Origin of the sequence: Pseudaquabacterium inlustre, assembly GCF_038066595.1 — a bacterium.
GTDB lineage: Bacteria > Pseudomonadota > Gammaproteobacteria > Burkholderiales > Burkholderiaceae_C > Pseudaquabacterium > Pseudaquabacterium inlustre.
Window position 1 is genome coordinate 24,225 of sequence record NZ_JBBUTH010000001.1, and the last position, 21,521, is coordinate 45,745.

Here is a 21,521-nt window from a genome sequence, read left to right on the forward strand (position 1 = left end):
GAGCCCGCGGAAAAAGCAAAAAGCGCCGCGATGGCGGCGCTTCTCGGCGGTGGGTGCGGGGCCCCGGGCTCAGGTGCTGTTGCCCAGCAGCCGCGTGGCCGATTGCTCGCGGTCCTGCGCGGTCTGCAGCATCTTCATCTGCTGCTCGAACTGGCGTGCGGCCGAGATCATGGCCACCATCGATTCGACCGGGCTGACATTGCTGCCTTCCAGCGCGCCGTCCTGCAGGCGGGCATTGGCATCGGCCGGCAGATCGTTGCCATCGGCAGCGCGAAACAGGCCGTCCTCGCCGCGGTTCAGCGCCGCCTCGGGCGTCACCAGCTTGAGCCGGCCGATGCCCTGCGGCGCGCCGTTGCCGGTGCGCGCGGTGATGGTGCCGTCCTCGCCGATCTGCACGCTGGCATTGGCCGGCACGGTGATCGGACCGCCATCGCCCAGCACCGTGAGCCCGGTGCGGGTGACCAGCGTGCCCTCGGGGCTGACGTCCAGCGCCCCGAAGCGGGTGTAGGCCTCGGTGCCGTCGCTGCCCTGCACCGCCAGCCAGGCGTTGCCCTTCATGGCCACGTCCAGGTTGCGGCCGGTGGCGGTGATCGGCCCGGCTTCGGGGTTGTAGCCAGGTGTGCTTTCCAGCGAATACACCCGCGTGCTGGCGCCGTCGCCCTGCACCGGCACGGCGCGGAACGCGGTCAGCTCGGCGCGAAAGCCGGTGGTCGAGGCGTTGGCCAGGTTGTTGGACACCACTTCCTGGCGCTGCATGGCGGCCTTGGCGCCTGTCATCGTCAGGTAGATCACGCGGTCCATGGGTCAGTTCCTCGGTGCGGCGGGGCTCAGTGCATCAGCGCAGGCTGACCAGGGTCTGCATCACCGAGTCCTGCGTCTTGATGGTCTGCGCGTTGGCCTGGTAGATGCGCTGGGCCACCATCATGTTCACCAGCTCCTGCGTCAGGTCCACATTGCTCTCCTCGACCGCCTTGGACTGCAGCAGGCCCAGGTTGCCGCCGCCCGGCGTGCCGATGACCGGGTCGCCCGAGTCATAGGTGCTGGCCCAGACGTTGCCGCCCAGCGGCTGCAGGCCCTGCGCATTGCGGAAGTTGGCCAGTTCGATGCGGGCGATGGCCGCCGACTGGCCGCTGGAGTAGCTGCCGATCACGGTGCCGTCGTTCTCGATCGAGATCGAGCTCAGCCGGCCGGGCGGGAAGCCGTCCTGCGACACGTCGGTGGGGCCGAAGGCCGAGCCGAACTGGGTCAGCTTGGTCATGTCCATGACCACGGACTCGAAAGCCACGGTCTCGGTGGAGGTGCCCACGCCGGTGGCCGGAATGGCCACCGAGATCGGCTCCGACGGCGAGGTCGGCGGGGTGCCATCGTCGGGGAACTCCACGCGCGTGATCGGCGCCGGTGCGTCTGCCGTGCCGCCGACGGTCTCGCCGTTGGCCGTGGCATAGACGTCCCAGGTGTTGTTGGCCACCTTCTGGAAGAAGTAGGTCATCGACACCTGCTGGCCCTTGGTGTCGTAGATGTTGATCGACGTGGAGTTGTTGTACGTGGTCGCGTCGGTGAAGTCGATGGCCACCGGCGCATTGGTGGCCGAGTCGATCTTGGCGCTCTGCCGGGCGTCGAGATTGATCTCCATGTTCATGGTGGAGGTCTGCTTCGGCGCGATGCCCGAGGTGGGCAGTTGCAGCGGCTGCGACTTGCCGGGGATCTGCCCGTCCTGGTAGGTCACCGGGATGGCCATCAGCTTCATGTCGTCGGAGTTGGTGACATAGCCTTCGCGGTCGACCTTGAACTGGCCATTGCGCGAATAGACCATCGCACCGGTCGGGTCCTGCAGCTGGAAGAAGCCCGCACCGTTGATCGCCACGTCCAGCGGGTTGTCGGTGGAACTGATGCTGCCCTGCGAGAACTGCTGCGCCACCGCCGTCACCGCCACGCCCAGGCCGGCACTGCCCGCGCCACCGCCGGAGGCGCGAGCATAGATATCCGCGAACTCCGCACGCGAAGCCTTGGCGCCCACGGTGCTGGCATTGGCCACGTTGTTGCCGATCACCTCGAGGTTGCGACCGGCGGAAGTCAAGCCTGTGACGCCTTGCTGGAAACTCATGGGAACACTCCTGGTGCGAACGATGTCGGCGGCCGGTCGACCACCTTCGGATACTGCGGATCACCGCGGCGCCTCGCGTGCGCCGCGCGGGAGAAGAGGGACGGGATCAGTGCACGGACTTGACCGCGTCGTAGGAGACCGAACCGCTGTTCTGCAGGTCGAGCGTCAGCGTGCCACTGCCGGCGCTGACGGCATTCACCTTGTCCAGCATCAGCGGTGTGGCGGTGACGGCCACACCGCCGGTGGTGGCGCTGATGCGGAAGCGGTAGTCGCCATCGGTCTCCAGGTCATTGGCCGTGAACGAGAAGTCCTGCTGGCCACTGCCCTGCGCCCCGAGGCTGACGGTCTTGACCACGGTGCCGGCGGCATTGAGCACCTCGACCTTCACCGTGTCGGCGGCGGCGCTCAATTCGAACAGGCCGCTGGCCTGGTTGCCGCTCATGGCCATCTGGTCGCCCTGCACCACCACGCTGTGGCCCACCAGCGAGGCCCCCTGCAGCGCCTGCATGCTGACGAACTGGCTGGTCAGCTTGCTGATCGACTGGTTCATCGACTCGATGCCGCTGACGGTGCTGATCTGCGCCATCTGCGTGGTCATCTGCGCGTTGTCCATCGGGTTCAGCGGATCCTGGTTGGTCAGCTGCGTGGTCAGCAGCTTCAGGAAGCGGTCCTGCTGCTCCTGCGCGGTGAGCGCCTTGGCGGTGCTGGTGCTGGCGACATTGAACGACGAGAAGTCGGTGGCCAGGCTGGCGGTGCTGCTGGAGGTGGTGGTCATCGCGGGTTCCGGGGTTCAGGACGATCGGCAGGCATCAGCCCTGCCCCATCTGCAGGGTCTTCATCAACAGGCTCTTGGCCGTGTTCATGACCTCGACGTTGTTCTGGTACGAACGCGAGGCGGAGATCATGTTCACCATCTCCTCCACCGGGCTCACGTTGCTGAAGGTCACGTAGCCCTGGGCGTCGGCGGCCGGGTGCTTGGGGTCGTGCACCTTGCGCCCCGGCGTGTCGGACTCGACGACATTGCTCACGCGCACGCCGGCCGAGGTCACCTCGCCCATCAGCGTGGTCTGGAACACCACCTGCCGCGCCTTGTAGGCCTGGCCGTCGGGGCCGGCCACGGTGTCGGCGTTGGCCAGGTTGCTGGCCACCACGTTCAGGCGCTGCGTCTGGGCGCTGACCGCGCTGCCCGAGACATCGAAGATCTTGAACATGCTCATCGCGGTGCTCCTGCGGTGGATCGCTCGGCTCGGGGGGGCACGCCGTCATCAGCCCTGGCTGGGGCTCTTCATGGCGTCGGTGAGCGTGCGCACGGAGCCGTTGATGAAGCGCAGCGCCGCCTCGTAGCGCACGGTGTTCTCGGCGAAGCTGGCGCGTTCGCGGTCGAGGTCGACCGTGTTGCGGTCCACCGAATCCTGGGAATAGCGGGCATACAGCAGATTGGGCGGCTCGCCATCGCTGGTGGGCGCGGTCCCGAAGTGGCCGGCATGCGTGGCGGCCATCGTGCCGGCGGCCTGGGCCTGGCCGGTGGCCTCGCGCAGGGCCTGCGCGAAGTCCATCTCGCGGGCCTGGTAGCCCGGCGTGTCCGCATTGGCGATGTTGCTGGCGATCAGGCGCTGACGCTCTGCGCGCAGCACCAGGGCGTTGGCCTGGAAATCGAGCGTCTGTGTCAGTCGTTGCATGGTCGTCTTTCGGTTGTCGGGGACATCCGGCTGCGGGTTCGCCATCGGGACAGCGCCGCCGGCCATGCGGGCAGGCTGCTCGATGCCAGGGCATTGTGGGCAGGCACGCCGCCGAACATGAGCCCGATAAGCCGGACGATCCGGCGACATTTCCAGGCAACGCGCCACCGCCCCCAGGGCACCATGCGCAGCGTGAACACCATCCTGCCCATGCCCCGTCCGGCTGTGCCGCAGCGTCCAGCGCACCGCGCCTGGCGCCGAGGTGCGGCCGGCGTGCCGCGCCTGGGCCTGGGCCTGGGCCTGGGTCAGAGTCTGGGCCTGGCCGTCGCGCTGGCGCTGCCCGCGCCGGCGCGCGCCGCCGACGAGGCCAGCGCCGTGCCGGCGGGTACCGAGATCGCCCAGTGGATGCGCCAGGCGGCACAAACCGCCCTGGCCTCCCCCGACGACACCGGTGCCGCCACCGCCCCCGCGGCCACGCCGCCGCGCATCGAGGTGGTGGTGGGCCGGCTCGATCCGCGCCTGAAGCTGGCCCCCTGCCAGACCGTGCAGCCCTACCTGCCCCCCGGCAGCCGGGCGATCGGCCAGACGCGCATCGGCCTGCGCTGCACCCAGGGCCCGAAGGCCTGGAACGTCTACCTGCCGGTGACGGTGAAGGTCTTCGCCCGCTCGCTGGTGGCCACCACCGCCGTGCCGGCGGGCACCGTGCTGCAGCGCCAGCACCTGACGCAGGCCGAGGTGGACGTGGCCGCCAGCACCGACCCCGCCATCGGCCAGCCCGACCTGGCCGTGGGCCGCACGCTGGCCCGCAACCTGGCCGCCGGCGATGCGCTGCGCCAGGCCGATCTGAAGCCCCGACTGTGGTTCGCCGCCGGTGACACCGTGCGCGTGGTGGCCATGGGCCCGGGCTTCCAGATCGCCGCCGACGGCCAGGCGCTGAGCCCCGGCATCGACGGCCAGACCGTGCGCGCGCGCATCGACGGCGGGCGCATCGTTTCGGGCGTGGCCACGGCCGACCGCCGCATCGAGGTGCCGATGTGAGCCCCCTGCCCCGGCCGTCCGGCCCGCCCGCCGGCCTCCTCGATCCCCCGAATTACGGGGTGTTTCCGGTTTTCGGCCCAAAAGGCCTAAAGTCCGTCGAGGGGCGGTCGATACCCCGAACATGTCTCAAGGGCGGGCAGTCCGTACGCCCCAGATGGAGTCCACCATGAAGATCGGTCAACTTGATAACAAGGGCGTCACCCCGGCCGTCAGCGAGCGACGTGCCTCGGGCACCGGCAACGCCGGTGGCAAGACGGAAGCCAGTGCCCAGGTCGAACTGTCGGCCACCGTCAGCCAGCTGACGGCCGGCAGCACGGAGAGTGTGTTCGACGCCGACAAGGTCAAGCGCATCTCCGACGCCATCCGCGACGGCAAGTTCGAAGTCAACGCCGACGCGATCGCCGACAAGCTGATCAGCAACGCCCGCGAGTTGCTGGGCAGCGTCGGCAAGTCCTGAGCGCCACCCCATTCCTCACGCGGTGGCCTGACGGCCATCGTCCACTGGCATGCTGCACTCGCCCGCCGAACTGGCCGCCCTGCAAGCCGAGACAGGGCAGCGCGCCGACCTCGACTCCCTGGTGAGTGCGGTCGAGCAGCGCCTGGGCGCGCTCAACGATGCGCTGCGCGACCGCAACGCACCCTCGATCGAGCTGCATGCCAACGAACTGCACCGCGACCTCGCCCGTGCCGTCGAGGCCTTCATGCACGCAGCGCGCCACGGCGGCGTGCCCGAGCCGATGCGCCTGCGCCTGGCCCGGGCCGGTGCCCAGGTGGCCCGCCAGCGCGAAGCCCTGGCCCGCGCCACCGCCGCGCTCGACCGCGCCATCGATGTGCTGATGCCCCCGCCGATCGCTCATGGCGGCGTCTATGGCGCCAACGGCCGCGCCGACAGCCTGCTGCGCGGCGGCAGCCTCAGCGCCTGACCCGCGCTACTGCACCTGCGACGACGACGGTGGCGACTCGCGCCCCGGCGTGAACAGCTCGCCCACGTCCACCGCGTCGAAGCGGTACTGCGCACCGCAGAAGTCGCAGCCCACCTCCACCTCGCCGCGCTCGGCGATGATGCCGTGCACCTCCTCGGCGCCCAGGCTGGTCAGCATGCCGGCCACGCGCTCGCGCGAGCAGCTGCACTTGAACTGCGGCGTCAGCGGCTCGAACACACGCAGCGTCTCCTCCCAGAACAGCCGGTGCAGCACCTGCTCGGGCGCCAGCGCCAGCAGCTCTTCCGAGGTCAGCGTGGCGGCCAGCATGGCGATGCGCTGGAAATCCTCGTTGGCGCCGATGTGCGCCTCGTCGGGGCTGTAGGCCACGCCGCCCGACGACTGCACGCCGCCTTCGATCGGCAGGCGCTGGATCAGCAGGCCGGCCGCCACCTCGTCGTTGGCAGCCAGCACCAGGCGGGTGTCGAGCTGCTCGCTCTGCAGCATGTAGTGCTCGAGCACCTGCGACAGCTGTTGCAGCGGCTCGCGCTGGTCGCCATGCAGCGGCACCACGCCCTGGTAGGGCTGCTGGCCGGGCAGGCGGTCCTGCGGGTCGAGCGTGATCGCACAGCGGCCCTGGCCGTGCACGTTCACCAGCGCGGCCAGACCGGCGCCGGCCGGCACCTCGCCAGTCACCTTGGCGGTGACGCGAAAGCCGAAGTCCGAGCGCGTCTCGGCCACCGCCAGCTTCACCGGCCCGTCGCCCTGCACCTGCAGCACCAGCGCGCCGTTGAACTTCAGATTGCCCTGCATCAGCACGCCGGCCGCGGCCATCTCGCCCAGCAGCGCGCGCACCTCGGGCGCGAAGGCATGGCCGCCATCGCTGGCGCTGGCGCGGCGCGACATGGCCTCGCGCCAGCTGCCCGACAGGCGCACCAACATGCCGCGCACCGGCAGGCCTTCGAACATGAACTTGATCAGCTGATCCATCGTGCGGGCCCGGCGCTCAGCGGTCGATGCGCAGCAGCTGGCCGCGGTGCAGCGCGGCCTGGGCCACGTAGTGCCGCGCGCTCATCTGCACGCGGGCGATCTGCTCGGGCGTGAGCTCGCGCACCACCTTGGCCGGGCTGCCGACGATCAGCACGCCGTCGGGGAACTCCTTGCCCTCGGTGACCAGCGAGCCGGCACCGACGATGCTGTTCTTGCCGATGCGCGCACCGTTGAGGATCACGCTCTGGATGCCCACCAGCGTGCAGTCGCCGATGCTGCAGCCGTGCAGCACCACCTGGTGGCCCACGGTCACGTCATCGCCGATGGTCAGCGGCTTGGCCGTGTCGATGTGCAGCACGCTGCCGTCCTGCACATTGCTGTTGCGGCCCACCGAGATGCGGTCGTTGTCGCCGCGCAGGATGGCGCCGTACCAGACGCTGGCGTTCTCGGCGAGGTGGATGTTGCCGATGACCTGGGCCGAATCGGCCACCCAGGCACTGGGATGGACCTCGGGCGTGCGCTCGCCGAGCTGGTAGATGGCCATGGGTGGCAAGAATCCTGTGAAGCGGGTGGGAGGAAACGACACCGTCCACAACCCCGGCTGCGACGGCAAAGCCTATGATTTTAAGGATGCCGACCGAGTCCACCGCCCTGCCCTGCGTGCGCCCCCACGCGCTGCACGCCCTGCAGCTGACCGATCCCGCCACCAAGGCCGCCGCCGCGCTGGAGTTGTGGCGCGCGCTGCGCGCCGGCGAGCAGCGCATCGACCCGCACGCCGCGCTGGCCGAGCCCCCGGGGCTGCCCGGACGTCCCCCACGCCCGGCCTTGGTGCCCCATGTGCAGCTGGCGCGGCGCTCGCCCTTCACCACCGCCGGCCGTGCGGCGCTGTTGCACGCCATCGCCCACATCGAGTTCAACGCCATCAACCTGGCGCTGGACGCCGTGTGGCGCTTTGCCGGCCTGCCCGAGGCCTTCTACCGCGACTGGCTGCAGGTAGCGGCCGAGGAGGCCATCCACTTCGGGCTGCTGGAGCGCCACCTGCACAGCCTGGGCCACGCCTATGGCGACTTCGACGCCCACGACGGTCTGTGGACCATGACCGAACGCACCAAGCACGACGTGCTGGCGCGCATGGCGCTGGTGCCGCGCACGCTGGAAGCCCGCGGCCTGGACGCCACACCCCCCATCCAGGCCAAGCTGCGCCGCGCTGGCGACCTGGCCGCCGTGGCCATCCTCGACCGCATCCTCACCGACGAAGTGGGCCATGTGGCCATCGGCAACCGCTGGTACCGCTGGCTGTGCGATCAAGCCGGCGTCGATCCCGAAGCCAGCTACGCGCCCCTGGCGCAGCAGCACGACGCGCCGAAGCCGCGCCCGCCGTTCAACCTGGAGGCGCGTCGGGCGGCGGGGTTCACCGAGGCGGAGCTGGCGGCGCTGGGCTGAATGAACCGCCTGCCGGTCAGCGCGCGACCGGCTCGTCCTGGGTGGCCGGGAAATGCCGCATCCAGGCCTTGCGCACCAGGTGCGGCACCAGCAGGTGCAGGGGCATGCGCAGCCAGTGCGAACGCACGTACAGCAACGCCCGCGCCAGCGCTTCGCCGCCCTGTTCCGCACTGGGGTGATGCGGACGCAAGGCCCGGGTCAGCAGCCAGGCCATCGCCACGCGTTGCGGCCATGCAGGCGCCAGGGCCACCACCGCCGCGCGGTGCCCGTCCGGCACGCGTCGACCGAACAGGCGCTCGATGTGGTGCAGCGCATGGTGCAGAGGGACCTGCAGCTTCAACTCGCCCGCGCGCGCCAGCAGTTGCGGCCAGAACCCGTCCTCGACCTTCTCGAAATGCTGCAGCAGCCAGTCCATGTCCAGCAGATCCCGAAGCCCGTGCTCGAACTCCCCTTCCTGGAACAGGTGAACAGCGCTGTGCAGGACCATGTCCACCGGCTGCAGCACACGCCACTGCGGATCGGCCGGATCGATGGGACGAGAGGCCTCGATCAGCCGCGCACCATCCACCGCGAAGCTCGAGGTCGGCGCGGTGATGGTGTGGTGCAGGTCGATGACGGTGCCGCGCTTCACATGAGTCAGCGGCGGAATTTCGTGCATCCACTTCCTGTAGTAGCGCTGGTTATAGAGGTCCCGCTCCTGCGGAATCCAGCCTGCGGCGAGCAAGGCTGACTCGGCCGAGCCGACTTGGACCTTCGGCACCAGCACGTCGATATCCGACACAGTTCGACCGCGCGAAGCAGGCAACTTCAACGCGATGTAAGCGCAGCCTTTCAATACGAGCACTGGCCCCGAGAGCCTTTTCAGCGCATGCTGAATCTGCGCCAGTTCCCACCGAACCGCATGCTGATGCCTGTCGGCCACCTCAGCGGAACGCACCAAGTAGGAGCGGGGACGCTCTGGAACTTCGCCCAGAAGCTCACGTTCCGATAGGCAATTCGCCACGCGAGCCATCAACAGTGCCGACCTCGCCTGTCCGAGCAAATTCGCCCAGTCACTCGCGTGCAACTGAGAGAGCACAGTATCGGAGCGCAGGAGTTTCACCAACGCCTCGGGATCCTCTGACGCAGCCTCCAACTTCATCACAGTTCCAGCCTCACGCTCCAAGCAGGCATCACGCGCGAGCCGAATTCACCAAGTTGTCGAACACCTCCACCGCTTCATCCAAGGTGGAGTAGCGGAAGTCGTAGCAGTCACACCCCTGGACCAAGTCCGCCAACAAATCAAACCCTTCGTCACCCAACTGTGCATAGTTGAAAGCATTGCGCGCAAGTTCAATCACGCTGGTCGCCCGCGACCGTTGCGCCAACTCAGGCGACACATCCGAAACCCAGCGAGGGAACACTATCCACCTGGCGATTGCTGGATGCTGCATGCGCGCCACATGAAGCGCGGGTGCGCGCATGTGTGTGACATCACCCTTGACAGTATTTCTGGTCAGCCGGTTGAACTCAGCATCGGGCGCCCATTCCCGAATCAGTTCAATGGACCGGTTCTTCAGACTCACGGCGCGGCAGAGGGGCCAGATGCGTCCCGACCCGTCACGATCTACGAGGGCCATCTCATCCGAGATCAGCCTCCATCCAGCATGAATGAGACCAGCACACAAGGTGCTTTTGCCCGACCCAGGAGGTGCCGGCAGTAGAACCGCCGCCCCGTTGCGTTCGATCACGGCCGCATGCAACAAGAGATACTGGTGAGCCTGACTGGCCACACACCAGTTCATTGACCACTCCAGCAAAGGGAACGCATGATCTAACGGCATCGGCTCAAAGATAGGCCTGCCATCAAATACGAACCGCGCTTGTGGCCACATCCAGCGACGCAGCCCGCTGCCTGGCATCAAACCGATTGAAAAATCTGTATATTCCTCGGGGTCAGGAAGCGGATAGTCACCATACAAAGTCGCCAACCCGCTGGCGACTGACTCAAGGCTGGAGGCGATTTGAGTGATGAAGGGGCCGGTGCGCAAGCGCAACCGCCCTTGCCGTAGAAACGCCATCAACTCGGCTCGGCCAAGTTCTGCCAGTATCACTCAACAATAGCCTCGATAAGTCCAGCGCGTCTAAGCTCGTTGAGTGCACTGGAGAGCAAGTCATCAACGCCAGACAAACTAGACGGCCCCATTAACTGACACAACCAGCTGGCCAACGATGCGGTACCCACTGGCTCACTGATTATCCTGTCGAGAACCAACGCCACCACCGAGCCCATGCAGTGAACTGCACCTGATCCAATCTCATGAACCAACCACTCCCCGTCAATTTCCCGCCATGAAAAATCAGACGCAGGTAGCGCTGCCCAACGCTCATCGACACTCATCGGCCACGCAGCCAGAGAATCACTCAGAAATCCTCGGATTACATATTGAGAAATTCGCGCGCGAATTCACCCCCACAACTTCTTAAGAAATGCTAAAAAATTAGCCGAGCCAGCGCCGTAATACTGATCGACAACCTGCTCCTTGGTGTACGGGAATGTCACCATGCCGTTACCACTGATGCGCGCATTGAAGTTAGCAGTAACCCAATACAACAAATCCGCCTGACCGACTGAACCGTTCAAAATGTCTTTGACTTTGGTTGCATCTGTACTCGTGCCGGGAAATAAGGCCGCAAAAGTCAAAGATCCATACACCAAGCCTGAAGGCCAGTTAGACGATTTCGCAAAATATAGCGGACTGTAAGAGGTGCAAGTCGCGTGATTGGGCGAATGCGACGAAACCGCGGACATCGCGCCCGAGACAGTGCATACACCCGTTACAAGCGAGCCGGACGGTGCGGCGAAGGAATGGATGGGGGCAACAGCAACAACGGCGCCCCCCCCCTTCGCCAGCGCCTTGACCAAAGCGCGCCGGCGCACCAACGCCGCACCTGTCAGTTGCTCTTGCGGCTCAACAGCGACTTGCGCCACTTCAGCAAGCTTGGAATTCCGTTCGTTGTGCATCTTGAAACCTCGACAGAACGCGAAGGCCCACCCAAGCGCCCAAGTCAACCCGAGTGACGATGCATCACTCGCGGCTGCCTCTTCGTTCTGATTCAGCGAAGATAACCCGGATCCGTGACGTTTCAGAGGTCAATAGTTGGCAAACCCCGCACTTCAGGGTAGGCACCCGTGCAATGGGTCATGGCCGATGCCCGCCCAAGGTCGGACGAACCGGCAGGGCTAACATCGGCTTCATGACCTGTGTCGTCAGCCGACCCGATGCCATGAGCGCCCGCCTTGCCAGCTTGGCCGTGATTGCCAGCCTCTGTCTGGCCATGCCGGCGTGGAGTGCGGCCGCTGAGGGCCCTGCGGGCATCGTCAAGCGCAGCGCCGGTGCGGTGACGCTGCTGCGCGGCGGTGCGGCGCCCGGGCAGGCGCTGGCGGTCGGGCACGCGGTGCAGGTGGGCGATGTGGTGCGCACCGGCGCCGACGGGCGCGTGGGCATCACCTTGGCCGATGACACGCTGCTGGCGGCGGGGCCGAACAGTGAACTGGTGCTCAGCGAGTTCGCGTTCAATGCCACCACGCAGGACGGTGGGCTGCTGGTGTCGATCTGGCGTGGCACGCTGGCCATGGTGACCGGTCTGCTGGCCCGCAAGGCGCCCGAGAAGGTGAACGTGCAGACCCGCAACGTGGTGCTGGGTGTGCGCGGCACCGAGTTCATCGTCGATGCCGGTGAGGGGGCGAAATGAGGCGCGCCTGCACCAGCCTGACCGTCCTGACCGGCCAGACCGGCCATGCACCGGCGCGCCGGACCGGCGCCTGCCGCTTGGCGCTCACGACGGTCGCAGCGGTCTCGGTAGCCCTGCTGGCCAGCGGCTGCGCCAGTGTGAGCGATCGGGTGGTGCTGCTGCCCCAGCCCGATGGCCGGCCCAGCGCCGTCGAGGTCAAGGCCGGCGCGCAGCGTCTGCTGCTGGCCCAGCCCTATGCCGCGGTGGAACTGAGGGGGCAGGCGCTGCAGCCGGTGAGCATCGACCCCTTGGTCGTGCGTCAGCGCTATGGGGACCTGCTGGCCACGCAGCCGCCACGGCCGCAACGCTTCGTGGTGCGCTTCGAGTCCAACGGGAACCGGCTGACGCCGGAGTCGGGCCCGGTGCTGGACGAGGTGCGCAAGGCCCTGGCGGGTCTGCAAGCCCCCGAGGTGGTCGTCACCGGTCACACCGACCGGGTGGGCACGCTGGACGCCAATGACCGGCTGTCGGTGGTGCGGGCCGAGGCCGTGCGCGAGATCCTCGTCGCCGCCGGCTTGGCGCGAGAGGCGATCACGGTGATCGGTCGCGGCGAGCGCGAGCCCGAGGTGCCCACCGAGGACGAGGTGGCCGAGCCGCGCAACCGCCGCGTCGAGATCAAGCTGCGCTGACGCAGCGTGCGCCTCAGGCCCGCGGATGGTGCCTGGCGTGCAACTGGCGCAGGCGCTCGCGCGCCACGTGGGTGTAGATGGTGGTGGTGGCGATGTCGGCGTGGCCCAGCAGCATCTGCACCGCGCGCAGGTCCGCCCCGTGGTTCAGCAGGTGGGTGGCGAAGGCGTGGCGCAGCGTGTGTGGTGACAGCGGCACCGCGATGCCCGCGGTGCGTGCATGGCGCTTGACCAGGGTCCAGAACATCTGCCGCGTCATCGGCCCGCCGCGCGCGGTGACGAACAGCGCCCCACTCTGCTGGCCGCCCAGGATGGCGCCGCGTGCCTCGCGCAGGTAGCGCTCGATCCATTCGCCAGCCTCGGCGCCGAAGGGCACCAGCCGCTCGCGGCTGCCCTTGCCCATCACCCGCAGCACGCCTTCGTTCAGGCCCAGGTGCACGCTGGCCAGGCCAACCAGCTCGGTCACGCGCAGGCCGCTGGCGTACATCAGCTCCAGCATCGCGCGGTCGCGCAGGCCCAGCGGCTCGCTCACGTCGGGCGCCGCCAGCAGGGCCTCGATCTGCGCCTCGCTCAGCACCTTGGGCATGCGCATCGGCTGGCGCGCGCCGGCCAGCCGCAGCGTGGGATCGGCCGCCGTGCGGTGCTCGCGCAGTGCCCAGCGGAAGTAGCGCTTGAACACCGTCAGCCGGCGGTTGGCCGTGGCGGCACGCGTGCCGGCGTGGCGGTGGGCGATGTAGCCCAGCAGGTCGGACTCGCGGCTCTCGTCGAGCAGGCGGCCGTTCTGCGCCGCCAGCCAACGCGCGTAGAGCGTGAGGTCGCGGCGGTAGGCCTCCAGGGTCAGCTTGGACAGGCCGTCCTCGATCCACAGCGCGTCGGTGAAACGGCGGATGGCCTCCGCGCTGGCCACGGGCAGCGCGGGGGCGTCGTCGTCGTCATGCGGGCGCGCCATGCGGGCACGGGGCTCAGTCGAGCTTGAGCTTCTGCACGTCGACGACCTTCTTGTACACCTCGTACTCGGCCTTGATCTGGGCCGCGAAGTCGGCCGGGCTGTTGGCGATGACCAGCGAGCCGGTGTCCTCGATGCGCTTCTTCACCTCGGGCAGGGCGACGGTGGTCTTGACCGCCGCGTTGACCTTGTCCACCACCTCCTTGGGCAGGCCCTTGGGGCCGTAGATGCCGTAGTAGGCCATGCGGTTCACCGGCTCCAGGCCCACCTCCTTGAAGGTGGGCACGTTGGGCAGCTGCGCCAGGCGGGCGGGGGCCGAGACGACGATGGCCACCAGGCGGCCGTCCTTGATGAAGGGCAGCGCCGAGGGCATGTTGTCGAAGATGATCGGCACCTGGCCGGCCACCGTGTCGTTGAGCGCCGGGCCGGCGCCGCGGTACGGGATGTGGGTGACGAAGGTGCCCGACAGGCTCTTGTACAGCTCCATCTGCAGGTGGCCGATGCCGCCGGTGCCGCTGGTGGCGTAGCTGTACTTGCCGGGGTTCTTCTTCAGCTCGGCCAGGAAGCCCTTGTAGTCCTTGGCCGGGAAGCTGGGATGCACCGCGATCACGTTCGGCGTGGCCGCCACGTTGGTGATCGGCGTGAAGTCGGTCAGCGGGTTGTAGGCGATCTTGGGGTTGATCGCGGGGTTGGCCGCCGTGGTGCTGACCGTGGCCATGCCCAGCGCATAGCCGTCGGGCGTGGCGCGCGCGGTCTCGGTGGCGCCCACCGAGCCGCCGCCGCCGGCCTTGTTCTCGACCACCATGGTCTGGCCCAGCGCCGGCCCGATCTTCTCGGCCAGCACCCGCGCCACGATGTCGGTGGTGCCGCCGGGAGCGAAGGGCACCACCAGCTTCACCGGCTTGGTGGGATAGGCCTGGGCCCAGGCGGCCAGCGGCAGTGCCAGGGCGGCACCGGCGGCCAGAGCAGACAGGGTGACGGTGCGGCGGGACGTCGTCATGGGCAGGTATCTCCAGCGGTTCTGTGAGCCCGTCATGCTACCCCGCCACCGGCGCCGATTCATCCGGGCATGCCGCAGGCGGCATGCCCTCGGTCAACTCAGAACGAATAGCGGCCCATCAGGTCCACGCGCTGCATCTTGGCCACGTCGCCGGCGAAGGTCTTGCGCTCGCCCAGCACCAGTTCGCCGCCCAGCTCGACGTTCTTGATCGGCGAGTAGATCAGGTTCAGGTGCCACTGCGTGAGGCGGCGGTTGTCCACTGCCGCTTCGACCCGGCCCTTGTTCATGCCGAAGGCCAGCGTGCCGCGCAGCTGGTCGCTGAAGGTTTTGGCATAGCCCAGCACCAGGCCGCGGTTGCGGTCGAAGGTGATCTTGCCGTCGGTGGCGTCGATGGCGTAGGCATTGCTGCCGTAGAGCTGGTCGAAGTCGCCGTCCACCTGGGTGTACTGGCCCATCAGCAGGTCCTTGTCGGTCAGCTTGTAGCTGCCGCCCACGCCGAAGCCGTAGCCGCGCTTGGTCTGGGTGTCGCTGCGCTTCTCGTGGGCCAGGCCGCGCAGGTTGACGGCGCCCCAGTCGAAGCTCTTGTCGAATCGCGCCACCAGCTGCGGCATGCGCTCGTTGGCGCTGCCGCCGCCGAACTGGTCTTCCGGGTCTTCCATGGCCACGGTGAACTTCATGCCGTCCTGCGGCATGCCGTAGGTGTAGCGGACCATCGTGCGGCGCGAGAACGGTGCGCCGATCGGGCCGTTGAAGTCCACCGTCTCGGGCAGGTTGTCCAGGTCCATGAAGGTCGACCAGGTCTGGCCCACCAGGAAGCCGGCGTACTCGCCATAGGCATGGCGCAGGCGCAGGCGGTTGCGATTGCCATTGCCGTTGCTGTAGGCGTAGAAGTCCATCTCCAGCTTGGTGTTGAAGGTGCCCTGCGCGGTGGGCGTGGACGTCTCGAAGCCAAAGCGCGAGGTCTCGGCCGTGAACTTGGTGCGGCCCTTGGCGCCGGTGGCACCCTGGAACGTCAGGTCGGTGAAGTTGTCGCTGCCGCTCCAGACCTTGATGTCGTGGATGGCATGGGCCTCGGCATAGCCGTACAGGCGGATCGACGTCTCCGAGCCCGGCAGGCGGAAGCCGCCACCGATGTCGCCCAGCGTCACGGCGTCCTTGCTCTTGAGCTCCAGCTGCTCGATGCGCTCGCCCCAGCCGCTGGCGTCGGCGGGCTTCACGGCGGGCGTGGCGGCGCGGTCCTTCTTCAGGGCCTCGAGCTCGGCGCGCAGCTTGCGCACTTCCTCGCGCAGTTCGTCCAGCGGATTGGCCTGGGCCAGGGCGGGCGCGGCGGCGGCAAGCGCCAGCACGGCGGCCACGGCGGTCAGCGTGGGCTTGAAGAGGTTCATGGCGTTTCTCCTTGTCGTGTTGCGGTGTGGCGCGCCGCGCCGGTCGGAATCAATGCAGGATGCGGCCCAGGAAAGCTCGGACGCGCTCGTTGTCCTGGCGGCCGAAGAAGACATCGGGCGGCGCATCGGCGGCGATGCGGCCCTGGTCGATGAACAGCACGCGGTCGGCCACCTCGCGCGCGAACCCCATCTCGTGGGTGACCACCAGCATGGTCATGCCGCTGCGCGCCAGCTGCTTCATCACGTCGAGCACTTCCTTGACCATCTCGGGGTCGAGCGCCGACGTGGGCTCGTCGAACAGCAGCACCTTGGGCTGCATGGCCAGGCTGCGGGCGATGGCCACGCGCTGCTGCTGGCCGCCCGAGAGCTGGAACGGATGCTTGTGGATGTGATCGGCCAGGCCCACGCGGGTGATCAGTTCGGTGGCCCGGGCCTCGGCCTCGGCGCGGCTGAGGCCGCGCACGCGGCGCGGCGCCAGCGCCACGTTCTCCAGCACCGTGAGGTGCGGGAACAGGTTGAACTGCTGGAACACCATGCCCACCTCGGCCCGCAGCTTCTCGAGCTGGCGCGTGTCGTCGTTGACCTCGATGCCATCGACCAGGATGCGGCCCGAATCGTGCGTTTCCAGGCGGTTGAGCATGCGCAGCAGCGTGCTCTTGCCCGAGCCCGAGGCACCCAGGATCACCGTCACCTCGCCGGCGCGGAACGTGGTGCTCACGTCCTTGAGCACATGGTGGGCGCCGAAATGCTTGTTGACGCCCTCGACGGTGATGAGATCGGTGCCGGCGGTCGTCATCCCAGCTTGCCCTCGATGTCGAAGCGGCGCTCCACGGCGTCGGAGATCAGCGTCATCACGGTGGTTAGCAGCAGGTAGATGATGGCCGTGGCGATGAACACCGGAACGGCCTGGAACGAGGTGCTCTTGACCTGCGAGCCGGCGTTGGTGAGCTCGACCACGCCGATCGTGAAGGCCAGCGACGAATCCTTCAGCAGCGCGACGATGTTGTTGACCAGCGGCGGCAGCGAGATCTTGAAGGCCTGTGGGAAGGTGACGTCGATGAAGGTGTGCCAGCGCGACAGGCCCAGCGACCGGGCCGCCTCGATCTGCCCCTTGGGCACGGCCAGCAGGCCGGCGCGGATGGCCTCGGCGTTGTAGGCGCCGACGTTGAGCGCCAGCGCCACGCAGGCGGCGGTGAACTCGGTCATGCGCAGCACCGGGTGCACCTCGGGCAGCGCGAAGTACACCGCCAGCACCTGCACCAGCAGCGGCGTGCCGCGCATCACCCAGATGTAGAAGCTGGCCAGCCAGCGCAGCGGCGCCACGCGCGAGGTCTTGCCCAGTGCCGCCACCAGGCCCAGCACCACGCCGGCCAGGCCGGCCACCACGGTGAGCTCGACCGTGACCCGCGTGCCCTCGGCGAACAGCTGCGCGTTGTTGCCGATGGGCTCGGGCGCCCACGACAGCGGGATCGCCAGCAGCCACAGGATCAGCAGCAGCAGCGCCGAGGCGGCCAGCATCGTGGCGCTGCTTTTCTGCTGGCGCGACCACGCCGCCGGCCACAGCGACAGCAGGCCGTTCATCGCGCCCCTCCGGCAGCCCAGGCCATCACTTGCAGCGGATGTCTTCGCCGAACCACTTCTTCGAGATGGTGGCGTAGCTGCCGTCGGCCTGGATCGCGGCCAGGGCCTTGTTGACCTCGGTGGCCAGGCCGGTGTTGCCCTTGGCCACGGCCGAGGCGATGCGCTCGATGAACAGGAAGTCACCCAGCTTCATGCCGGCATCGGGGTTGGCCTTGAGCGAGTTGGCGGCCACGAAGCGGTCGGTCACCCAGGCGTCGACACGGCCGCTCACCAGCGCGGCACGGGCGTCGGTGTCCTGCGGGAAGTTCTTCACCTCCTTGACCGCCGAGACCTTCTTGACGTTCTCGAGGTAGGTGGTGCCGGTCTGCACCGAGACCACCTTGCCGGCCAGGTCCTTGGCGGTCTTGATGGCGGCGTCCTTGGCCACGATCACGCCGCCCGAGCAGTAGTGCGGCTCGGTGAAGGTGACGGCCTTGGCGCGCTCGTCGGTGATGCCGTGCGATGCGATCACCATGTCCCAGCGGTCTTGCCGCAGGCCGGTGAGCAGCGCGTCGAAACTCAGCGCCTTCCACTCGATCTTCAGCCCCATCTTGGCCACCACGGCCTCGGCCACCTCGACCTCGAAGCCGGTGAGCTTGGCGCCCTGGAAGAAGTTGAACGGCGCGAACTGGCCCTCGGTGGCGACGACGATCTTGCCGTCCTTCCTGATCTCGTCGATGGTGCGGGCCTGGGCCGGCAGGGCCAGCGTGGCCGCGGCGGCGGTGGCCATGGCGGCAATGGCCAGGGCGCGTCGGGTGAACGTGTTCATCGGCTTCTTCATGGCGCGGGCATCCTTCCAGCGGTGGCTTCCAGGTCGATCCAGGCCCCCATGCACAGGCCGTGCCGGGCTGGAATGGGGCGCGATTCTAGGCGCGCCCCAGCCCGACATCGAGATGCAAACGACAGGGGGTTGTGCGATGCGCGCAACGCCTTCGATGCCGGTCAAACCGGGTCGAAGAAGTAGCGCTTCAGGCCCGCCAGCACCATCTCGACCGCCACCGCGGTGAGCACCAGGCCCATCAGCTTCTCCAGCGCCGAGACCATCGACGCGCCCAGCAGCCGGCGGATGCGCTCGGCCGACAGCAGCACGGCACCCGAGACGACCATCGCCAGCGTCAGCGCCCCCACCCACGAGCCCAGGCGCTCGGGCTGGCGCGAGGCCAGCAGCAGCACCGTGGCCATGGCCGACGGCCCGGCCAGCAGCGGCACGGCCAGCGGAAAGATGAAGGGCTCGCGCTGGCCGTCGGCGGCGTACACCGCCTCGCCGCCCGAGAAGATCATGCGCATCGCGATGATCAGCAGGATCACGCCGCCGGCCACCTCCAGCGAGCGCTCGGACAGGCGCATCAGCTGCAGAAAGCCCTGCCCGGCCACCATGAACAGCAGCAGCACCACGAAGGCGATGACCACCTCGCGCACGGCCACGCGGCGGCGCCGCTCGGGCGCCACGCCGCCCAGCACGGTGATGTAGATGGGCAGGCTGCCGAACGGATCCAGCACCAGCAGCAGCAGCACGAAGGCCGAGAGAAAGCTGTGTTCCATGCCGGCCATGGTACCCAGGCCCGCCCGCCTGCATCGATGCCCGGCCGGCACGCAGCGATGCCGGGCAGTGCGCTGGCACACTCCCCGGCCATGCCCGATCCGCTGATCCTGCTGCCCGATTTCGCGTTGATCGCGCTCGGCTACCTGCTGTGCCGCCACACGCCACTCGACCGCGCCGTGTGGGACGGCGCCGAGAAGCTGGTGTACTACCTGCTGTTCCCGGCGCTGCTGTTCCACGCCATCGTCAAGAACCCGATCCAGGCCACGGCCATGCTGCAGTTCGCCGGCACCGGCGTGGCCGTGGTGGGCTGCGGCGTGCTGCTGGCCTATGCGCTGGCCAAGGCGCCGGGGGTCGACCGCATGCTGCACGCCTCGGGCGCGCAGACGGCCTTCCGCTTCAACAGCTACGTGGCGCTGGCGCTGGCCGAGCGCCTGGCCGGCGCCGAGGGCGTGGCGCTGCAGGCGGTGCTGATCTCGGTGTGCGTGCCGGTGTGCAACATCGCCGCGGTGTGGCCGCTGGCACGCGCCGGCGGCCACGGCTACCTGCGCGAGCTGGTGCGCAATCCGCTGATCGTGGCCACGGTGTCGGGCCTGGTGGCCAACCTGGCCGGGCTGCAACTGCCGGCGCTGGCCGGCACCACGCTGTCGCGCGTGGGCGCGGCGGCGCTGCCGCTGGGGCTGATGGCGGTGGGCGCCGGCCTGCGCTTCGGCGCGCTGCGCGAGGCGCCCTGGCTGGCCGGCGGCTTCATGGCCATCCGCCATGCGCTGCTGCCGGCGCTGGCCATCGTGCTGGTGCTGGTGCTGCGCCTGCCCGCGGCACAGGCGGCGGTGCTGGTATCGTTCGCCGCCATGCCCACGGCCAGCAGTGCCTACGTGCTGGCCACGCGCATGGGTGGCCACGGCGGCTACGTGGCGGGGCTGGTCACCGTGTCCACCTTGCTGGCGATGCCGGGCCTGCCGGCGGCGCTGGCCCTGCTGTCTGCCTTGCGATGAACTGCCCTGCCCTGCTGCGTACCTGCCTCGTCGGCGTCAGCCTGCTGCCCCTGGTGACCGCGGTCCAGGCCGCTGGCGCCAGCGTGCCGCTGTCCATCGGCCTGGGCTACGAGCGCTGGAAGCTGCCCGGCCAGGAGTCGATGGGGGCGGCCCATGCGCAGGTGCTGTTCGAAGCCGCGCCCGACTGGTGGGTGGGCCCGTCGGTGTACGGCGCGGCCAGCGGCCAGCGCGGCGGCTTCTTCGTCGGTGGCGTGTCGGTGCAGCGGCCCATCGCACTGTGGCCCGGCCGGCTGTGGCTGCTGCCCAACCTGGCGGTGGGCGGCGGCGGCGGCGGCGCGGCACCGGTGGGCGACGGCCTGATGATCCGCCCCGGCGTGGCCCTGGCCGCCGGCATGGGCGACTGGAAGCTCTCGGCCGGCCTGTCGCATGTGCGCTTTGCCGGCACCGACATCCGCAGCAGCCAGTTCAGCCTGCAGCTGGAGTGGCACAGCTGGTTCGCGGCGCAGCCGCTGTCGCGCCTGGGCGAGCGCATGGCGGCGTCCGGCCGCAGTGGCCTGGGCGTGGACCGCATGTCGCTGCTGGGCGGCACCTACCGGCTGAACGCCGGCGCCCCCAACCCCAATGTGCGCCTGGTGGGTGTGCGGCTGGACCGCCTGCTCGACGCCGGCCTGCCGGTGGGCGTGGAAGCCGCCGCCGCGGCCGACGGGCCGAGCGCCGGCTACATGGAGCTGCTGGCCCATGCCGGCCGTGAGTGGACGCTGGCCGACAGCCTGCGCGTGGGCGTGCGCGGCGCCGTGGGCCTGGGTGGCGGTGGCGCCGTGCCCACCGGTGGTGGCGTCATCGGCCATGCCGAGGGCACGCTGGCCTGGCAGCCCAGCCCGGGCTGGCGCGTGGGCCTGGCCGCCGGGCCGGTGGCCGGCCGCAGCAAGGCGCTGCGCGGCCAGCGCGTGGAGTTCACGCTGTCGGCCGACCTGGAGCCCGGCCTGGACAGCCGTGGCCCGCGCGAAGGCACGGTGCGCCGCATCGAGTGGGCCGGCTCGCTGCAGCAGATCGACCGCGTGGACCGCCGTGATGGCACGCGCCGCGCGATGCAGACCATCGGCCTGCAACTGAACCACTGGCTGAATCCGAACCTCTATGTCACCGGCCAGGCGCACAGCGCCTTCGGTGGCGGCGTGGGCGCCTATTCCATCGGCCTGCTGGGCGCCGGCATGGCCACCACGCCGCGCCGGGGCGGCTGGCAGTTCGGCGGCGAGCTGCTGGCCGGCGGTGCGGGCGGCGGCGGCGTGCAAAGCCTGTCGGGCGCCATCGGCCAGGGCATGGCCTGGGTCAGCAAACTGCCGGAGGGTGATGGCCCGCACTGGCGCGCTGGCGTGGGCGCTGCGCGCGGCAAGAACGGACCGGTGAGCCCGGTGCTGCAGGTGGGCTGGGTGGTGCCGTTCGCGCAGATCGTGCGTTGAT

Annotated in this window: 25 protein-coding genes; 8 read left to right on the forward strand and 17 right to left on the reverse strand. The window is 68.8% G+C overall.

Features of this window, described 5'->3' with window-relative positions; all coding sequences use genetic code 11:
* Window positions 1-69 precede the first annotated feature (69 nt).
* From flgF to flgB, 5 genes are all read right to left on the reverse strand, one after another.
* Complete coding sequence (gene flgF / locus AACH10_RS00095; protein ID WP_341408312.1) at window positions 70-801, reverse strand: flagellar basal-body rod protein FlgF; 732 nt, start codon at window positions 799-801, stop codon at window positions 70-72.
* 34 nt (window positions 802-835) lie between these two features.
* Entirely contained in the window at window positions 836-2,104 is a 1,269-nt protein-coding gene (gene flgE / locus AACH10_RS00100) for a flagellar hook protein FlgE (RefSeq protein WP_341408313.1), read from the reverse strand.
* A gap of 106 nt (window positions 2,105-2,210) precedes the next feature.
* Window positions 2,211-2,879, reverse strand: a complete 669-nt coding sequence (locus AACH10_RS00105) for a flagellar hook assembly protein FlgD (protein WP_341408314.1) — start codon at window positions 2,877-2,879, stop codon at window positions 2,211-2,213.
* Between the two features lie 34 nt (window positions 2,880-2,913).
* Entirely contained in the window at window positions 2,914-3,321 is a 408-nt protein-coding gene (flgC, locus tag AACH10_RS00110) for a flagellar basal body rod protein FlgC (protein ID WP_341408315.1), read from the reverse strand.
* 48 nt (window positions 3,322-3,369) lie between these two features.
* Entirely contained in the window at window positions 3,370-3,783 is a 414-nt protein-coding gene (flgB, locus tag AACH10_RS00115) for a flagellar basal body rod protein FlgB (protein ID WP_341408316.1), read from the reverse strand.
* Window positions 3,784-3,993: 210 nt separating this feature from the next.
* Between flgB and flgA the strand changes: the two genes are divergently transcribed.
* From flgA to AACH10_RS00130, 3 genes are all read left to right on the forward strand, one after another.
* Window positions 3,994-4,821: a flagellar basal body P-ring formation chaperone FlgA gene (flgA, locus tag AACH10_RS00120; protein ID WP_341408317.1), complete on the forward strand. Its 828-nt coding sequence runs from the start codon at window positions 3,994-3,996 to the stop codon at window positions 4,819-4,821.
* 166 nt (window positions 4,822-4,987) lie between these two features.
* A complete protein-coding gene (gene flgM, locus AACH10_RS00125) occupies window positions 4,988-5,278 on the forward strand; it encodes a flagellar biosynthesis anti-sigma factor FlgM (protein WP_341408319.1) in 291 nt (96 codons plus the stop codon).
* A 49-nt stretch (window positions 5,279-5,327) separates the two neighbouring features.
* Window positions 5,328-5,744: a hypothetical protein gene (locus AACH10_RS00130; RefSeq protein WP_341408321.1), complete on the forward strand. Its 417-nt coding sequence runs from the start codon at window positions 5,328-5,330 to the stop codon at window positions 5,742-5,744.
* A gap of 6 nt (window positions 5,745-5,750) precedes the next feature.
* Here AACH10_RS00130 and hslO read toward each other — a convergent pair whose 3' ends face one another.
* The gene (hslO, locus tag AACH10_RS00135; RefSeq protein WP_341408322.1) at window positions 5,751-6,731 is read right to left on the reverse strand and encodes an Hsp33 family molecular chaperone HslO; all 981 of its coding nucleotides are present in this window, start codon (window positions 6,729-6,731) and stop codon (window positions 5,751-5,753) included.
* A gap of 16 nt (window positions 6,732-6,747) precedes the next feature.
* The gene (locus AACH10_RS00140) at window positions 6,748-7,275 is read right to left on the reverse strand and encodes a gamma carbonic anhydrase family protein (RefSeq protein WP_341408323.1); all 528 of its coding nucleotides are present in this window, start codon (window positions 7,273-7,275) and stop codon (window positions 6,748-6,750) included.
* 86 nt (window positions 7,276-7,361) lie between these two features.
* Here AACH10_RS00140 and AACH10_RS00145 point away from each other — a divergent pair, with 86 nt between their 5' ends.
* A complete protein-coding gene (locus AACH10_RS00145) occupies window positions 7,362-8,174 on the forward strand; it encodes a ferritin-like domain-containing protein (protein ID WP_341408324.1) in 813 nt (270 codons plus the stop codon).
* Between the two features lie 16 nt (window positions 8,175-8,190).
* Here the strand turns inward: AACH10_RS00145 and AACH10_RS00150 are convergent, their stop codons facing one another.
* From AACH10_RS00150 to AACH10_RS00160, 3 genes are all read right to left on the reverse strand, one after another.
* Window positions 8,191-9,315, reverse strand: coding sequence for a nucleotidyltransferase domain-containing protein (locus AACH10_RS00150; protein ID WP_341408325.1), 1,125 nt, complete (start codon window positions 9,313-9,315; stop codon window positions 8,191-8,193).
* Between the two features lie 31 nt (window positions 9,316-9,346).
* Window positions 9,347-10,267, reverse strand: coding sequence for an HprK-related kinase A (locus AACH10_RS00155; RefSeq protein WP_341408326.1), 921 nt, complete (start codon window positions 10,265-10,267; stop codon window positions 9,347-9,349).
* A 353-nt stretch (window positions 10,268-10,620) separates the two neighbouring features.
* On the reverse strand, window positions 10,621-11,178 hold the full coding sequence (locus tag AACH10_RS00160; protein WP_341408327.1) for a hypothetical protein: 558 nt from the start codon (window positions 11,176-11,178) through the stop codon (window positions 10,621-10,623).
* Window positions 11,179-11,441: 263 nt separating this feature from the next.
* On the opposite strand from AACH10_RS00160, the gene AACH10_RS00165 reads away from it, so the two are divergent.
* Window positions 11,442-11,909 (forward strand): FecR family protein, encoded by a 468-nt coding sequence (locus AACH10_RS00165; RefSeq protein WP_341408328.1) that lies wholly within the window; start codon window positions 11,442-11,444, stop codon window positions 11,907-11,909.
* Entirely contained in the window at window positions 11,906-12,577 is a 672-nt protein-coding gene (locus AACH10_RS00170) for an OmpA family protein (RefSeq protein ID WP_341408329.1), read from the forward strand. The genes AACH10_RS00165 and AACH10_RS00170 overlap by 4 nt, the downstream gene beginning before the upstream one ends.
* Before the next feature lie 13 nt (window positions 12,578-12,590).
* On the opposite strand, the gene xerD is transcribed toward AACH10_RS00170, so the two are convergent.
* The 7 genes from xerD to AACH10_RS00205 all read right to left on the reverse strand — a co-directional run bounded on the left by xerD (window position 12,591) and on the right by AACH10_RS00205 (window position 19,067).
* Window positions 12,591-13,523, reverse strand: coding sequence for a site-specific tyrosine recombinase XerD (gene xerD, locus AACH10_RS00175; RefSeq protein WP_341408330.1), 933 nt, complete (start codon window positions 13,521-13,523; stop codon window positions 12,591-12,593).
* Between the two features lie 13 nt (window positions 13,524-13,536).
* Complete coding sequence (locus AACH10_RS00180; RefSeq protein WP_341408331.1) at window positions 13,537-14,520, reverse strand: tripartite tricarboxylate transporter substrate binding protein BugE; 984 nt, start codon at window positions 14,518-14,520, stop codon at window positions 13,537-13,539.
* Window positions 14,521-14,618: 98 nt separating this feature from the next.
* Window positions 14,619-15,905 carry a DcaP family trimeric outer membrane transporter gene (locus AACH10_RS00185; protein WP_341408332.1) on the reverse strand — a complete coding sequence of 429 codons (1,287 nt, stop codon included), beginning with the start codon at window positions 15,903-15,905 and terminating at the stop codon, window positions 14,619-14,621.
* 49 nt (window positions 15,906-15,954) lie between these two features.
* Window positions 15,955-16,701, reverse strand: a complete 747-nt coding sequence (locus AACH10_RS00190) for an amino acid ABC transporter ATP-binding protein (protein WP_341408333.1) — start codon at window positions 16,699-16,701, stop codon at window positions 15,955-15,957.
* On the reverse strand, window positions 16,698-17,486 hold the full coding sequence (locus AACH10_RS00195; protein WP_341408334.1) for an amino acid ABC transporter permease: 789 nt from the start codon (window positions 17,484-17,486) through the stop codon (window positions 16,698-16,700). Before AACH10_RS00195 ends, AACH10_RS00190 begins: the two co-directional genes overlap by 4 nt.
* Before the next feature lie 25 nt (window positions 17,487-17,511).
* Complete coding sequence (locus tag AACH10_RS00200) at window positions 17,512-18,306, reverse strand: ABC transporter substrate-binding protein (RefSeq protein ID WP_423228540.1); 795 nt, start codon at window positions 18,304-18,306, stop codon at window positions 17,512-17,514.
* 161 nt (window positions 18,307-18,467) lie between these two features.
* Window positions 18,468-19,067: a MarC family protein gene (locus AACH10_RS00205; RefSeq protein ID WP_341408335.1), complete on the reverse strand. Its 600-nt coding sequence runs from the start codon at window positions 19,065-19,067 to the stop codon at window positions 18,468-18,470.
* A gap of 90 nt (window positions 19,068-19,157) precedes the next feature.
* On the opposite strand from AACH10_RS00205, the gene AACH10_RS00210 reads away from it, so the two are divergent.
* Entirely contained in the window at window positions 19,158-20,060 is a 903-nt protein-coding gene (locus AACH10_RS00210; RefSeq protein WP_341408336.1) for an AEC family transporter, read from the forward strand.
* Entirely contained in the window at window positions 20,057-21,520 is a 1,464-nt protein-coding gene (locus AACH10_RS00215) for a hypothetical protein (RefSeq protein ID WP_341408337.1), read from the forward strand. Before AACH10_RS00210 ends, AACH10_RS00215 begins: the two co-directional genes overlap by 4 nt.
* The last annotated feature ends 1 nt before the right edge of the window (window position 21,521 follow it).